Here is a 13,074-nt window from a genome sequence, read left to right as displayed (position 1 = left end):
CTGCCAACGGGTGGGACTGAGCCAGCCGGCGATGAGCCGAACTCTCGCCCGGCTGCGCGACATCTTCAAAGACGATTTGTTGGTGCGAACCGCCACTGGCGTCACCCTGACGACATGTGGCGAGCAACTTTTGCAGAAGCTGCCCCCAGCCCTGGCGATGATCCGGGAGATTCTGACAGGCTGACGGTCCTTCGACGGGGACCGATGTCTTATCGGAGCATTACTCCTGTTACGAAACTATTATTGGATTGACACTCCATTCTGAACCCGGCTCCATTGCACTCAAGCCGCAACCTCTGCGATTGGAAGCAAGGACCATGTCCGACTTGACGGCCCCCGTCGCCCGGCGCGACGTGGCCTTCCACATCCACTCCCAGACCAACCCGACGCTGTTCGAGGAGCAGGGGCCGCTGGTGGTCGCGCGCGGCGCGGGCGTCCGCGTCTATGACAGCGACGGCAAGCCTTACATCGATGCCATGGCCGGGCTGTGGTGCGCTTCGCTGGGCTTCGCCAACCCGCGCTTGGCAGCCGCGGCGGCACGGCAATATGCCGAGCTGGGCTTCTACCACACCTTCTTCCACCGGACCTCGGAGGCGGTGGCGGAGCTGGCGGAAAAGCTGGTGGCGCTGACCGGCATGGACGGCGGCAAGGCCTATTTCGCGACCTCGGGCTCGGAGGCGAACGAGACCATGGTCAAGTTGGCCTGGGTCTACCATGCGGCCCGCGGCAAGCCGACCAAGCGCAAGGTCATCGCGCGCGACCGCGCCTTCCACGGTTCGACCATCGCCGCTGCGTCTATGTGCGGCTTGCCCTTCATGCATCGCGAATTCGGGCTGCCGCTGCCGGGCTTCCTGCACACGCTGTGCCCCGACCCGTATCGCGGCATGCTGCCCGGCGAGGATGAGACCGCCTTCGTCGAGCGCCTCGCGGCCGAGTTGGAGCGCCTGATCCTGGCCGAGGGGCCGGACACGATCGCCGCCTTCATCGCCGAGCCGATCCATGCCGGTGGCGGCATTATCGTGCCGCCGGAACGCTATTTCGCCCGCATCCAGGAGGTGCTCCGGCGGCACGACATCCTGTGCTTGGACGACGAGATCGTCTGCGGCTTCGGGCGGACCGGCAACTGGTTCGGCAAGGAGACCGTCGGCATGCGGCCGGACATGATGGCCCTCGCCAAGGGCCTGTCCTCGGCCTATTTCCCGATTTCCGCCGTCGTCGTGGCGCCCGCTGTCTACGACGCGCTGCGCGAGTTCAATCGGCAGGGCGGCGCCTTCGGCCACGGCTTCACCAATTCCGGCCATCCGGTCGGCGTCGCCGTCGCCGCCGAGGCGATCCGGATTTATGAGGAGATGGATGTTGTTGACCATGTCCGCCGCATGGGTGCCCGGCTGCGCGCGCATTTCGAGGAGATCGGCCGAGCCTCGCCGATCGTCGGCGAGGTGCGCGGCGCCGGGCTGATGCTGGGCATCGAGCTGGTGCAAGACAAGGCGACGCGCCGGCCCTTCGCCCCGGACCGCCAGGCCGGCCCGACCTTCGACCGCCTGGCCTATGAGAACGGGCTGATCGCGCGCTGCATGGGCGACGTGCTGGGCTTCTCGCCGCCGCTGATCGTCGACGAGGCCGATGTCGATGAGATTGCCGACCGCTTCGCCGCCAGCCTCATGCAGCTGGAACGCGTTCTGCCGGCGGGCTAAGCAAGCCCAGCCGGACACAGGCGGCGCGGAACGCGGCCGGCGACAGCGCCGATTGCAGCGCCAGCGCCGGCCCGACCAAGGACGCGACGGAGATGCCGTGCCGCTCCAGCGTCGCCAGGTCGGCGACATGCTTGCCGTCGCCGGTCTCCACCGCCATGGCGAGCTTGCGGGCGGCGACGTCGAGCCGGTGGGCGGCGAAGCCCAGCCGCGGGTCGGGGAAGGCCCCCTGCCCCACCGGCGCCTGGTCCACCACCCAGTTCAGCACGACCGATTCCTCCGGCCCCGCGGCATAGGTCGCCTCGCATTCGCCGTCGTCGTCGCGTAGACCCGTGCGGACGAAGCCGGCCGCGGTCAGCGCCGCATGGTCGCAGGCCATGGCCCGCGACGCATCCGGCCAGCAGCGGTGATGGATGTCGAAATCACCGGGCGGCCGGCCGAGCAGATCCGCCAGCACCAGGCTTCCCGCCCAGTAGCTGACCGAGGAGCGGTGCGGGCGGAGCAGGCCGACGACCCGTCGATGCAGGGCGGGAAGCGGCATGGTCAGCCCCCCGCCGTCGCATAAGCAGGGCCGGGCGCCGAGGCCTGCGCCACCCAGAGCGGGTTGGAGTGCTCTGCGCACTCCAGCAGCAGCGCGTCCCAGCTGCCGATCCGGCCGAACGCCCGCCGGATCCGTGGCAGAATCGGCCCCTCCCCTGCCAAGAAGGCATCGACCAGATCGCGCGCCGCCGGCTCCCGTGCGGACAGCCCGGTCAGCCAGGCAATCAGCCGGCGGCCGGTCTCCCGCGCATCGCCGTCGGCCGGCAGGTCGGGAAGGCCATACCCTGGCCACTGACGGGCCGCGAGCCGGACGAAGGTCAGCAGCCCGGAATGCCGGACGCCAGGGTCCGGCCCCACATCCGGCGGGGAAAAGCCTGCGGCCGTGCGGCGCGACCTCAGGATCTCCGCCTCCTCGGCCATCATCGGGTAGGTGTCGCTGACATGGATCAGATTGCACACCGGGTTGTCGCACCAGAACCGGCTGCGCACCGTTCCGGCCTCGGCCCGGGCGGGCTGGGTCGCCCCCTTGACCCGCTGCAGCCGCGCCAGCGGGTCAGCGCCGCGCCATTCGGTGACGCAGGCGGCCCGGCCATCGAACAGATCCACCACCAGCGGCCAGTGCCTGCCGCCGGTGCCGCCCGACAGGCCGTAGAAGGCCTCAATCGAGCGCGAATCGTGGACCACGGTGCCGCGGCCGGCCGGGACCAGCCCGGTGGCCTCGGCGATGAAGCGGTCGAGACCCCCGACCAGGCCGGAGAGCACGGCGTCGGGGGAATAAACGGTCAGCGCCCGATCGGGCGACGGCACGATATGCATGGTCGATGCTCCTCGGGGTCAGGCGGCGGCGCGCCGAAGCGCGGTGCCGGTGATCGCCGTGCCGGTCGCGGCCTGCCCGCGGGCCCAGGCGGTCACCCGGTCCGGATGCAGGCCGTTCAGTACCGTGCAGTCCATCCCGCGCGCCTCCAGGAAGGCCACTGCGCAGGCGTCGATCGAGGTGTGGCCCATGCGCAGCAACTCGGCGGCTGAGATGGCAGCGATCAGGTGATCGGGATCGCCGATCCGCCCGGCCTCGAATACGCCGTCGACATCGGTCAGGATGGCGACGCGGCGGGCCCCGGTCAGCCAGGCCAGCCAGACCCCGACCGCGTCCGAGGTGAGCTCGAAGGTCTGCTCGACCGGGTCGACGTCGAACAGCAGCCGGGACGGCAGCAGCACGGCGACTTTGCCCTGCCCCAGGGCCGCGCGGCAGGCGGCCAGCGTCTCGCAGGCCACCAGCCGGTCCGAGAAGGCCGGGTCGGCCAGGATCAGACCGGTTTGATCCTGGGCCAGGGCGCAGGCCCGGTGCGCCGTCTCCGGCGCCAGCGGCCGCTCCCGGTCGATCGCCTCGATCACCTTGTCGGTGCGGCCGCCGCCGGGGAGGATCAGGATACGCTGGCCCTCGGCGGCGAGGCCGGCGATCGCCCCGACCAACTGCCGGCAGCGGTCGAGGTCCCGGGTCAGGCTGCCGCCGAACTTGAGGACGATGTCGACGTCGTAATCGACGAAGCCCTTGATCGTCTGGTTCCGCATCGCCGCCTCCATCAATTGGTCGCCGTGCCGCGCCGCTCGATCTCCGCCCGCAGCTCGGGCAGCGCGCTCCACACCTTCTCGAAGGCATCGGCATAGGCGTGCATGGCGGTGTCGTCGTTCGGCGGCGCGATCTCGGACAGGTAGAACATCGTGTCGAGCAGCGTGCGCGTGTTCGGGAAGTCGGCCAGCGACCAGCGGTCGCGCCAGAACGGCAGGTGCTCCCACACCGGCTTGCGCAGCCAGACCCAGACCGGCACGCCCTCCGCCTGCAGCAGCTCGACGATCAGGTCGCGCGCGGCCGGCCCCGGCGGCAGGCCGAGCCGGGCGAGGTCGATCCGCATCGGGAAGTTGAGGAAGGAGTTCCGCGGCCGGCCGGCATCGTACAGCGGCAGCAGCCCGGGCAGCCCGGCCAGACGGTCGCCGAGCACGGCCGCATTCTGGCGGCGCTGGGTCAACTGCTCGTCCAGCTCCGGTAGCCGGCTGAGCGCGACCGAGGCCGAGAACACGTTGGGGCGATAGTTGTAGCCGGCGGTCATCGGCGAGAACACGCGCTCGCCGTTGCGGGCGGAACTGGTCAGCGAGACCCGGTCGACATGATCGATCAGCCCCGGATCTGCGGTGCAGAGCAGCCCGAGCTCGCCGGCGCCGAGATGCTTGGCGCCGTTGCCCGACAGGGCCAAGGCATCGCTGTCGAGCGGCGCCTCGCCGTCGCGGCTGGTGGTGACCGCGATCGACTGGGCGCAGTCGTCGACCAGCCGGACCCCGCCGGTGGCCCGGACCGCTTCCCGCAGCCTCGGCACCAGCACCGGGTTGCCGAACAGATGGGTGATCAGCACCGCGGCGGTGTCGCCGGACAGGGCCGCGGCGGCCGCGTCCGGGTCGATCGCCGCATCGGCCAGGGACACGTCGACGAAGACCGGCTCCAGCCCGGCGAACGCGATCGGACCAATCGCCCCGGGCCAATTCAGCGCGGCGGCGACCACCTTCGTCCTCTGCTGCCGCGGCCCCTGCTCCCGCGCATAATCCAGCGCCACATGGATCGCGGCAGTCCCGGTCGACACCGCGCGCACTGTCCAGTGGCCGGTCCAGGCCGCGAAATCCTGCTCCAGCGCCGTCACCACCGGGTGGTTGACGCGATGGTACTTGCCGCTCCGGATCACCCGGTTGAGCGCCGCGAGATGTCCGCTGTGCGCTGCCGGCCAGGACACAACCAGATCCTCCGGCACCGCCCGCTGGCCGCCGAACGCCGCCAGCTGCGCCTTCGCCGAAGCAGCTTCCGGCCGGGCATAGGCCAGCGCAGCGAACCTTGCGTTATCCTTGAGCAGCATAGCCTTCTCCACGTCAGCATTATTCAGGTGAAATCGAAAGCATTCTGCGTAATTATTTCGACGCAACTGCTCTCGTCGATTGATCTAGAGATCTATGTAACCGAACTGTCAAAATATTTAAGAAGAATATGCGAAATATATTCGGTCACTTTAGTGTTCATCTGTGAAGATCAACTGATGAGTGGATTTTCACTGGACTGAGCCGGATGACACGCGCTGTCCCGATCACCCCTGCCGCGGGCGCGGTGCTGCTGATGGCCGCCAGCGCGGCGCTCGCCCCCCTGGCGGACGCCGCCGGCAAGGAGCTGATCACCGTCTATGCCGCGGTCCAGATCGCCTGGATGCGGTTCGCCGTGCATGCCGTCCTCGCCGGCGGTGCGGCCGTCGCCAGCGAAGGCGGCTTGGCGGCGCTGCGCCCGACCTGGCTGCAGCTGCTGCGCGGCGGCGCGCAATTCGCTTCCTCCCTATGCCTGCTCTGGTCGCTGGCGCTGCTGCCGCTGGGCGCGGCGCTGGTCATCGTCTTCACCGCGCCGCTGCTGCTGCTGCTCGCCCGGGCGGCGTGGCGCTGCCCGGATGCGGACGGCACCACCGTGGCCCTGTCGCTGCTGTGCCTTGCCGGGATCGCCGGGGGCTATGCGCAGTCGCCCGGGATCTCCCCGGCCGGCGCCGGCTTGGCCTTCGCCGCCGCCGCGCTGCTGGCGCTGTGCTTCGGCCTGACCGCCCGCACGGCGCGAATGACGGGGGGTTTCGCCAACAGCTTCCACATCGCCGCCCCGGGAGCGGTGCTGGGCCTGGTGCCGATGATCGTCCTGGGGCGATGGCCCGACGGCGCGGACTGGCTGGTGGCCGGGCTGATCGGCGTGGTCTCGGCCCTGACCCACGCCCTGATCGCCTGGGCCATGCGGCTGCACCGGTCCGGCGCCCTGCCGTCGATCGGCTATCTCGAGATCCCGTTCGCGCTGGTCTATGGCTGGCTGCTGTTCGGCCACGCGCCGACACCGGCCGAGACCGCCGGGGCCGCCCTGATCCTGCTGGCCGCCGGCGGCATCGCCCTGCGCCTGAACCGGCCCACCCCGGACGCCTTGGTGCGGCGGGCGGGGAGTGGTATGGCTCGCGGCGCTCGGCGCTGACGCGCGGCACGATCCGTGGGGGACAACGGCATGGCTGGCGAGAACGAGCTCCGGGCGGCGCCGGACCTGCCGGAGACGGAGCTGCGGCCGCTCGCCTTCATGGAGCGCAACCTGGACAGCTTCCCGCCGGCGCTGGCCCGCGCCGCGAAGTACCTGCTGGAGAATCCGGAGAAGGTCGTGCAGTTCACGCTGCGCGAGCTCAGCGGCTTTTCGCGGGCCGGCGAGGCCAGCATCGTCCGCCTCTGCCACATCGTCGGGGCGCCCGGGTTCTCGCAGTTGAAGATCGCCGTCGCCCGGGAGTTGGCGCTGCGCAATGCCGGGCGGCCGCGCGGCGAGGGCGGGCATGATGCGCTGCAGGAGCTCGCGGCCGACCTCGCCGCCTCGATCACCGACACCGGCGCGTCGGTGGACGCCCGCGCGCTGGACGCGGTGGCCCAGGCGCTGCAGGGCAGCAGCCGGATCGACCTGTTCGGCTCCGGCGTCTCCGGCATCATCGCCGAGTTGTTCTCCTACCGGCTGCTGCGGGCCGGCGTGAACGCCCATTGCATCCGCGACGCGGTGCTGGCGCATGAGGTCGCAAACGGCCTGGGTCCGGACAGCGCCGCCATCGCCATCTCCGAGTCGGGTGCCACCACCGAGACCGTGGCCTTCCTGGAGGTGGCGCGGAAGGCCGGCGCCTTCACCGTCGCCGTGACTTGCCAGGAGCGGAGCGCCCTGACATCCCATGCCGACGCCCTGCTGCTGATGGCGAAGCTGCAACGCCCGGCCTATGGCGGCCACATTACGCCGGTGCCGCGGGCCGTCTTCCTGGCCGAAGCCCTGGCCAGCCGCCTGGCTCCGCCGCAGCGCCAGCCTCGATAGAGCAAAACTCCATCTACTATTCATAAAACTGAAGTCACACTCCGTTATGGTCTCCCCGACTCGATCGGGAGCCTCGGATGACGGATAAGGCACTGGTGCTGCGCGGCGTGACGAAGCGTTTCGACGCGACCGACATCCTGCGCGGAGTCGATCTCGAGCTGGGCGCGGGCGAGTTCGTCGCCCTGGTCGGGCCGTCGGGCTGCGGCAAGTCCACCCTGCTGCGTCTGATCGCCGGCTTCGACGCCGCAGATTCGGGCTCGATCGCGATGGCCGGCCGAGCGATCCACCGGCTGCCACCGCGCGAACGCGACATCGCCATGGTGTTCCAGAGCTTCGCGCTGTACCCGCATATGAGCGTGTTCGAGAACCTGGCGACGCCGCTCGCTGTCCGCCGGCTGTCGCTGGCCGGCAGGCTGCCGCTGACCCGCCATGTCGCGCCCGGCGCGCGCGCCGCCTGGGCCGGGATCCGGCAGGACGTTGCCGAGATCGCCCGGATGCTGCAGATCGAGCCGCTGCTGGGCCGCCGGCCGGGCCAGCTGTCGGGTGGCCAGAAGCAGCGCGTTGCGCTCGGCCGCGCCATAGCCCGGCGGCCGCAGCTGTTCCTGATGGACGAGCCGCTGTCCAGCCTGGACGCGGCGCTGCGGACCGAGTTGCGGGTCGAGTTGGTCGAGCTGCAGCGCCGGCTCGGCGTGTCCTGCCTCTACGTCACCCACGACCAGACCGAGGCCATGACCATGGCCGACCGCATCGCGGTGATGCTGCACGGCCGGGTGGCGCAGGTCGGTACCCCGGCCGAGGTCTATGGCGACCCGCAGCACCTCGCGGTGGCGCGATTCATCGGCACCCCGTCGATCAACATTCTGCCGGCGGAGCTGGGGCCCGACGGGCGGCTGCTCATCTTGGGCCAGGCCCAGCCGCTGCGGGTCGCGACCGATGCTGGCTCCGGCCTGACCGCGGCGATCCGGCCGGAGCACCTGGCCTTCCGCCGCACCACGCTGCGCGGCGTGGAGCCGGGCGACCTCCTCGGCTCGGTCCGCCATGTCGAGCATTTGGGCCATGAGGCCATGGTGCAGCTGGCCCTGGTCAGCCGACCGGACCTCGCCGTCAGCATCCGGGTCGGCCAGACCCGGCTGCACGAGGCCCTGGCCCTGGCGCCGCAGGAGCAGCTGGCCCTGCGCATCGCCCCCGAATCCCGATTGGTCTTCGACGCCGCCGGCGACCGCCTGACGGCCAAGCCGGTGATCGGCCAACCGGTTGCGACCGCGGTGGCGTCGTGACCGCCGCCATGCTGGCCCGCCCTGCGCCGCGCCCGGGCGCGGCGCGGCGGGAGGCGCTGCAGGGCTGGTGCCTGGCGCTGCCGGCCACGCTGCTGCTGGTGGCGATCGTGCTGGCGCCGCTGGCGGTGGTGCTGGGATTGAGCCTGACCGATTACAGTCTAGGGCAGACGGACACCCGCTTCGTCGGCAGCGCCAACTACGCCCGGCTGTGGAGCGACCCCGCCATCCGTCGGGCCCTGGCGAACACCGCGACCTATGTCGGGCTGGTGGTGCCGGCCGCGGTCGGCATCGGCCTGGGGCTGGCCCTGCTGATCCAGGCGCGGCGCCGGCTGCGCCATGTCTACGAGGTCGTGTTCTTCCTGCCGGTCACCAGCACCTTCGTCGCCATGGCCTTCGTCTGGCAGTTCCTGCTGCACGGGCGCATCGGCCCGATCAACAGCTGGCTGCAGCAGCTCGGCCTTGGCCGTGTCGATTTCCTGACCGATCCTTCGGTGGCGATTTTCTCGCTCGCCGCCCTCGGCGCCTGGCAGTTGATCGGCTTCAACGTCATCCTGTTCCTGGCCGGCCTCGCCTCGCTGCCGCGCGACGTGCACGACGCCGCGGCCCTGGACGGGATGCGTGGCGCCGAGCGCTTCGCCCGGGTGACCTGGCCGCTGCTGGCGCCCACGGCTCTGTTCGTCACCGTCACCTCCTGCATCACCGCCTGCCAGGTGTTCGACTCCGTGGCGGCGCTGACCCGCGGCGGTCCGATGGGGTCGACCGACGTGCTGCTGTACCGGATCTACCAGACCGCCTACCAGCAGCTCGACATCGGCCTGGGCGCCGCCCTATCCGTCGTGTTCCTCACGATCATTGTCGCGATCTCGCTGCTGCAGGTCGCCATCGCTGACCGCCGGATCCACTATTCATGAGCGCCCTTCCCCTCGCCCCGGTGCGGCGCGCCCTGGGCCCGCTGCTCGGCCATCTCGTGCTGATCGCCGCGGCCGCCATGGTGCTGCTGCCCTTCGCCTGGATGGTGCTGACCGCGCTGCGCCCCGCGGCCGACGTGCTGTCCGAGCCCTTCGGCCTGCCGACCGACGCCGGAGCCGCGATCGACAATATCCGCCAGGCGGTGACGTCCGTGCCGATGCTGCGGCTGCTGCTGAACGGGGTGGTCGTGGTCGGCGGCATTGTCGCGGCGCAGCTGCTGGTCGCCATCCCCTGCGCCTACGCCCTGGCTAAGCTGCGCTTCCCCGGCAGCCGCCTGCTGTTCGCCCTGGTCCTGTTGGCGCTGTGCATTCCGGTCCAGGTGCCGATGCTGCCGCTGTATCTCGGCCTGGCCAAGTTGCACCTGCTCGACAGCTACGCCGCGCTGATGCTGCCCTTCCTGCTGTCGGTCTTCGCCATCTTCCTGCTGCGCCAGCATTTCCGCGGCTATCCCGACGCGGTGCTGGAGGCGGCACGGCTGGACGGGCTGACCCAGCTGGAGATCCTGCTGCGGCTGATCGTCCCCAGCGCCCGGCCGGCGATCGCCGCCTTCGTCGTGTTCTCGGCGACCGCCCATTGGAACGACCTGTTCTGGCCGATGATCGTGGTCTCCTCGACCGACATGGCGACCCCGCCGCTCGGCCTGCTGTTCTTCCGCGACGGCGAGCTTGGGGCCAACTACGGCGCCCTGATGGCCGCCGCGCTGATCGTCACCGCGCCGCTGGTCGCCGCCTTCTTCGCCGCGCAGCGCCAGTTCATCCGCGGCATCGCCATGACCGGCCTGCGATGAGGCCGGTCATCCACAACAGGGAAGCATCGTCATGAAACGGATCTGGACCGGTCTTTCCGCCGCGCTCGTCCTGGGAGCGGTCTTCGCCGCGCCCCCCGCTGCCGCCGAGCAGGTGACGCTGCAGGTGCTGCACGCCTGGCCGTCGCACAAGCGCTTCCACGAGCCGATCGCCGAGGCCTTCATGCAGGCCCATCCGGACATCAAGATCAAGTTCCAGGCCCCGGCCGCCAGCTATGGCGACGCGCATCAGCGGATCGTCAGGGCGGCGATGACCGACACCCTGCCGGACGTCTATTACGCCGCCTACAACACGCTGCCGGAGCTGGTGCGCACGCTGCAGCCGCGCGACCAGATCGCGCCGCTGGACGGCGTCCTGCAGGCCGAAGGCACCGCCTGGACCACGGCGAACTACAGCCCGACCGTGCTGGCGCTCGGCCAGGTCGACGGCAAGCAATGGGGGCTGCCGTTCAACGCCTCGACCCCGATCGTCTATTTCAACCGCGACCTGATCGCCAGGGCCGGCGCCAACCCCGACGCCTTCCCGGCCGACTGGGACGGCATCATCGACTTGGCCCGCAAGATCAAGGGGTCGAGCGATGCCGACGGCATGTCCTACGCCGTTGACGAATGGGGCGACGACTGGCTGTGGCAGGCGCTGATCGACAATTTCGGCGGCCAGGTGATCGACCCGCAGACTCAAAAGGTGGCATTCGGCGGCGACGCCGGCCGCAAGGCGGTGGCGCTGGCGCGCCGCTTCGTCGCCGAGACCGAGATGCCGTTCCTGAACGAGGACCAGGCCATCCAGCAATTCGCCGCCGGCAAGCTGGGGATCTTCATCGGCTCGACCGCCGAGGTCCGCAGCATGGGCGACGCGATCGGCGGCAAGTTCAAGTTCGGCACCGCCCCCTATCCGGTGGCCGACCGCGCCAAGGGCGGCCTGCCGACCGGCGGCAACGCCGCGGTGATCCTGACCCAGGATCCGGCCAAGCAGAAGGCGGCGTGGGAGTTCCTGAAATTCGTCACCGGGCCGGAAGGCCAGACCATCGCCGTGCTCGGCTCCGGCTACATGCCGACCAACCTGCAGGTCACCAAGGCCGAATATCTCGGCGACCACTATGCCAAGAACCCGGATTGGACCACCAGCATGAAGCAGTGGCCGATCGCCCGGTCCTGGGCCGGCTATCCGGGCAACAAGAGCGTCGGCATCTGGGACGAGCAGAAGGCGATCCTGTCCGCGATCATGCGCGGCTCGGTGACGCCGGAGGACGGGCTGGCCCAGCTGGTCGCGGCCACCGACACGATCCTGACCAACTGACCGATCCCTGACCCATCACCGCCGGGCGGAGCCATGCGCAAGATCATCCACCTCACCGACCTGCATCTCTGCCCGCCTGGCGGGCGGGTGATCGGGTTCGAGCCGGAGAGCCGGCTCAGGGCCTGCATCGCCTCGATCAACAGCCGCCACGCCGATGCCGATCTCTGCGTCGTCACCGGCGACCTGACCGATGCCGGCGACGCCGCGTCCTACGAGCGGCTGCGCGGCATCCTCGCCACGCTTCGGGTGCCGGTGCGGCTGCTGCTGGGCAACCACGACCGGCGGGCGGCGTTCCGGGCCGCCTTCCCGGAGGCGGAGTGCGACTCGCATGGCTTCGTCCAATCCGTGCTCGACCTCGACGGGGTGCGGCTGCTGTTCCTCGACACGCTGGACGAGGACCAGCCCGGCGCCGGGATCCTGTGCCGCGACCGGCTGGGCTGGGTCGCCGACCGGCTGGCGGAGAGCAGCGACCGGGCGGTGACGGTGTTCCTGCACCACCCGCCCTTCACCATCGGCGTCGAGTATTTCGGCCACATGCTGCTGGCCAACGGCGCCGAGCTGATGGGCCTGCTGCGCGGCGCCGGCGGGCGGGTGCGCCACCTGGCCTTCGGCCATTGCCATGTCGGCCTGTCCGGCCAGCGCGGCGGCGTGTCGTTCAACGCCAACCGCGGCACCTGCCACCCGATCGACGTCGAGCTGCGCGGCCTGCGGGCGCTTTATGTCGACCGCCGGCCGACCTATGACGTGCTGCTTCTGGAAGATGGCGACGTCGTCGTCCACAGCGTCGAGCCGGGCAGCGAAGAGGATGTCGTCGCCGAGGAGCGGGCCGAGCTGGACGGCGGGTCCGGCGTGATCGAGATGCGCCGGCCGGTGCTGGCGGTGGCGCGATGAGGCCCGGGTTCGACCTGCTGATCTGCGACTGCGACGGCGTCCTGATCGACAGCGAGGTGATCGCCTGCGAGGTCGATGCCGAGATGTTCACCGCCGCGGGTTTCCCGCTCAGCGTCGTCGAGGTTCGCCGGCGCTTCGTCGGCATGTCGCAGGGCGGGATGCGGGCGATCCTGGAGCGCGAGGCCGGGCGGGCGCTACCGGAGGATTTCGACGCGCGGCTGTCGGCCCGCCTCGCCGCCGCCTTCGAGCAGGAGCTGGCGGCCCTGCCCGATGCGCGCCACGCCGTGCTGGCGCTGGGGATGCGGCGCTGCGTCGCCTCCAGCAGCTCGCCCGAGCGCTTGCGCCACACCCTGACGCGGACCGGGCTGTATGACCTGTTCGCGCCGCATGTATTCAGCGCCTCGCAGGTCGAGCGCGGCAAGCCGGCCCCCGACCTTTTCCTGTTCGCCGCCGCCCGCCTCGGCGTCACACCCGACCGCTGCCTGGTGGTCGAGGACAGCGTCGCCGGCGTCACCGCCGCCCGGGCGGCCGGCATGACCGTGATCGGCTTCACCGGCGGCGGCCATTGCGACGTGGGCACGCCGGGCCGGCTGCGCGAGGCCGGCGCCCACCACATCGCCCGTAGCTGGCGCGAGTGTCAGGAGATACTCGTCCCAGCCTAGATCTCTTCAATCGAGTTCGCAGAAACGAAACTTACTCCTTCGCCAGAATAGAGT

14 protein-coding genes are annotated in these 13,074 nt (G+C 70.4%); 10 read left to right on the top strand and 4 right to left on the bottom strand.

Translation table 11 applies throughout. From position 1 onward, the window contains the following. The first annotated feature begins 31 nt into the window (after window positions 1–31). Both AB4Z01_RS05460 and AB4Z01_RS05455 read left to right on the top strand, forming a co-directional pair. Complete coding sequence (locus AB4Z01_RS05460) at window positions 32–184, top strand: hypothetical protein (protein WP_441691349.1); 153 nt, start codon at window positions 32–34, stop codon at window positions 182–184. 133 nt (window positions 185–317) lie between these two features. Then, the gene (locus tag AB4Z01_RS05455) at window positions 318–1,694 is read left to right on the top strand and encodes an aminotransferase (RefSeq protein ID WP_441691347.1); all 1,377 of its coding nucleotides are present in this window, start codon (window positions 318–320) and stop codon (window positions 1,692–1,694) included. Here AB4Z01_RS05455 and AB4Z01_RS05450 read toward each other — a convergent pair. Genes AB4Z01_RS05450 through AB4Z01_RS05435 form a run of 4 tightly spaced genes read right to left on the bottom strand, consistent with a single transcriptional unit; the run spans window position 1,660 to window position 5,128 of the window. After that, complete coding sequence (locus AB4Z01_RS05450) at window positions 1,660–2,232, bottom strand: hypothetical protein (protein ID WP_441691346.1); 573 nt, start codon at window positions 2,230–2,232, stop codon at window positions 1,660–1,662. The genes AB4Z01_RS05455 and AB4Z01_RS05450 overlap by 35 nt on opposite strands. 2 nt (window positions 2,233–2,234) lie before the next feature. After that, window positions 2,235–3,047, bottom strand: a complete 813-nt coding sequence (locus tag AB4Z01_RS05445) for a nucleoside-diphosphate kinase (protein ID WP_441691344.1) — start codon at window positions 3,045–3,047, stop codon at window positions 2,235–2,237. 18 nt (window positions 3,048–3,065) lie between these two features. Continuing rightward, window positions 3,066–3,800: an amino acid kinase family protein gene (locus AB4Z01_RS05440; RefSeq protein WP_441691342.1), complete on the bottom strand. Its 735-nt coding sequence runs from the start codon at window positions 3,798–3,800 to the stop codon at window positions 3,066–3,068. Window positions 3,801–3,811: 11 nt separating this feature from the next. After that, entirely contained in the window at window positions 3,812–5,128 is a 1,317-nt protein-coding gene (locus tag AB4Z01_RS05435; protein WP_441691340.1) for a DegT/DnrJ/EryC1/StrS family aminotransferase, read from the bottom strand. Between the two features lie 206 nt (window positions 5,129–5,334). On the opposite strand from AB4Z01_RS05435, the gene AB4Z01_RS05430 reads away from it, so the two are divergent. The 8 genes from AB4Z01_RS05430 to AB4Z01_RS05395 all read left to right on the top strand — a co-directional run bounded on the left by AB4Z01_RS05430 (window position 5,335) and on the right by AB4Z01_RS05395 (window position 13,020). Beyond that, window positions 5,335–6,258 (top strand): EamA family transporter, encoded by a 924-nt coding sequence (locus AB4Z01_RS05430; RefSeq protein ID WP_441691338.1) that lies wholly within the window; start codon window positions 5,335–5,337, stop codon window positions 6,256–6,258. 30 nt (window positions 6,259–6,288) lie between these two features. Beyond that, window positions 6,289–7,119: a MurR/RpiR family transcriptional regulator gene (locus AB4Z01_RS05425; protein WP_441691336.1), complete on the top strand. Its 831-nt coding sequence runs from the start codon at window positions 6,289–6,291 to the stop codon at window positions 7,117–7,119. 77 nt (window positions 7,120–7,196) lie between these two features. Next, complete coding sequence (locus AB4Z01_RS05420) at window positions 7,197–8,396, top strand: ABC transporter ATP-binding protein (protein ID WP_441691334.1); 1,200 nt, start codon at window positions 7,197–7,199, stop codon at window positions 8,394–8,396. Further along, window positions 8,393–9,307 (top strand): carbohydrate ABC transporter permease, encoded by a 915-nt coding sequence (locus tag AB4Z01_RS05415; protein ID WP_441691333.1) that lies wholly within the window; start codon window positions 8,393–8,395, stop codon window positions 9,305–9,307. The genes AB4Z01_RS05420 and AB4Z01_RS05415 overlap by 4 nt, the downstream gene beginning before the upstream one ends. Beyond that, complete coding sequence (locus tag AB4Z01_RS05410) at window positions 9,304–10,152, top strand: carbohydrate ABC transporter permease (protein ID WP_441691331.1); 849 nt, start codon at window positions 9,304–9,306, stop codon at window positions 10,150–10,152. Before AB4Z01_RS05415 ends, AB4Z01_RS05410 begins: the two co-directional genes overlap by 4 nt. Window positions 10,153–10,183: 31 nt before the next feature. Next, window positions 10,184–11,467 (top strand): ABC transporter substrate-binding protein, encoded by a 1,284-nt coding sequence (locus tag AB4Z01_RS05405; protein WP_441691329.1) that lies wholly within the window; start codon window positions 10,184–10,186, stop codon window positions 11,465–11,467. Window positions 11,468–11,500: 33 nt separating this feature from the next. Beyond that, a complete protein-coding gene (locus tag AB4Z01_RS05400) occupies window positions 11,501–12,358 on the top strand; it encodes a phosphodiesterase (protein ID WP_441691327.1) in 858 nt (285 codons plus the stop codon). Then, the gene (locus AB4Z01_RS05395; RefSeq protein WP_441691326.1) at window positions 12,355–13,020 is read left to right on the top strand and encodes an HAD family hydrolase; all 666 of its coding nucleotides are present in this window, start codon (window positions 12,355–12,357) and stop codon (window positions 13,018–13,020) included. The genes AB4Z01_RS05400 and AB4Z01_RS05395 overlap by 4 nt, the downstream gene beginning before the upstream one ends. The last annotated feature ends 54 nt before the right edge of the window (window positions 13,021–13,074 follow it).

Source organism: Inquilinus sp. YAF38, assembly GCF_052113205.1.
Taxonomy (GTDB): domain Bacteria; phylum Pseudomonadota; class Alphaproteobacteria; order DSM-16000; family Inquilinaceae; genus Inquilinus.
This window is presented reverse-complemented; position numbering and strand designations above follow the sequence as displayed.

Bases quoted from the DNA above. Each gene is read 5' to 3' on its own strand.
- AB4Z01_RS05460 (WP_441691349.1), top strand. From the start codon at position 32: ATGAGCCGAACTCTCGCCCGGCTGCGCGACATCTTCAAAGACGATTTG.
- AB4Z01_RS05455 (WP_441691347.1), top strand. From the start codon at position 318: ATGTCCGACTTGACGGCCCCCGTCGCCCGGCGCGACGTGGCCTTCCAC.
- AB4Z01_RS05450 (WP_441691346.1), bottom strand. From the start codon at position 2,232: ATGCCGCTTCCCGCCCTGCATCGACGGGTCGTCGGCCTGCTCCGCCCG.
- AB4Z01_RS05445 (WP_441691344.1), bottom strand. From the start codon at position 3,047: ATGCATATCGTGCCGTCGCCCGATCGGGCGCTGACCGTTTATTCCCCC.
- AB4Z01_RS05440 (WP_441691342.1), bottom strand. From the start codon at position 3,800: ATGCGGAACCAGACGATCAAGGGCTTCGTCGATTACGACGTCGACATC.
- AB4Z01_RS05435 (WP_441691340.1), bottom strand. From the start codon at position 5,128: ATGCTGCTCAAGGATAACGCAAGGTTCGCTGCGCTGGCCTATGCCCGG.
- AB4Z01_RS05430 (WP_441691338.1), top strand. From the start codon at position 5,335: ATGACACGCGCTGTCCCGATCACCCCTGCCGCGGGCGCGGTGCTGCTG.
- AB4Z01_RS05425 (WP_441691336.1), top strand. From the start codon at position 6,289: ATGGCTGGCGAGAACGAGCTCCGGGCGGCGCCGGACCTGCCGGAGACG.
- AB4Z01_RS05420 (WP_441691334.1), top strand. From the start codon at position 7,197: ATGACGGATAAGGCACTGGTGCTGCGCGGCGTGACGAAGCGTTTCGAC.
- AB4Z01_RS05410 (WP_441691331.1), top strand. From the start codon at position 9,304: ATGAGCGCCCTTCCCCTCGCCCCGGTGCGGCGCGCCCTGGGCCCGCTG.
- AB4Z01_RS05405 (WP_441691329.1), top strand. From the start codon at position 10,184: ATGAAACGGATCTGGACCGGTCTTTCCGCCGCGCTCGTCCTGGGAGCG.
- AB4Z01_RS05400 (WP_441691327.1), top strand. From the start codon at position 11,501: ATGCGCAAGATCATCCACCTCACCGACCTGCATCTCTGCCCGCCTGGC.
- AB4Z01_RS05395 (WP_441691326.1), top strand. From the start codon at position 12,355: ATGAGGCCCGGGTTCGACCTGCTGATCTGCGACTGCGACGGCGTCCTG.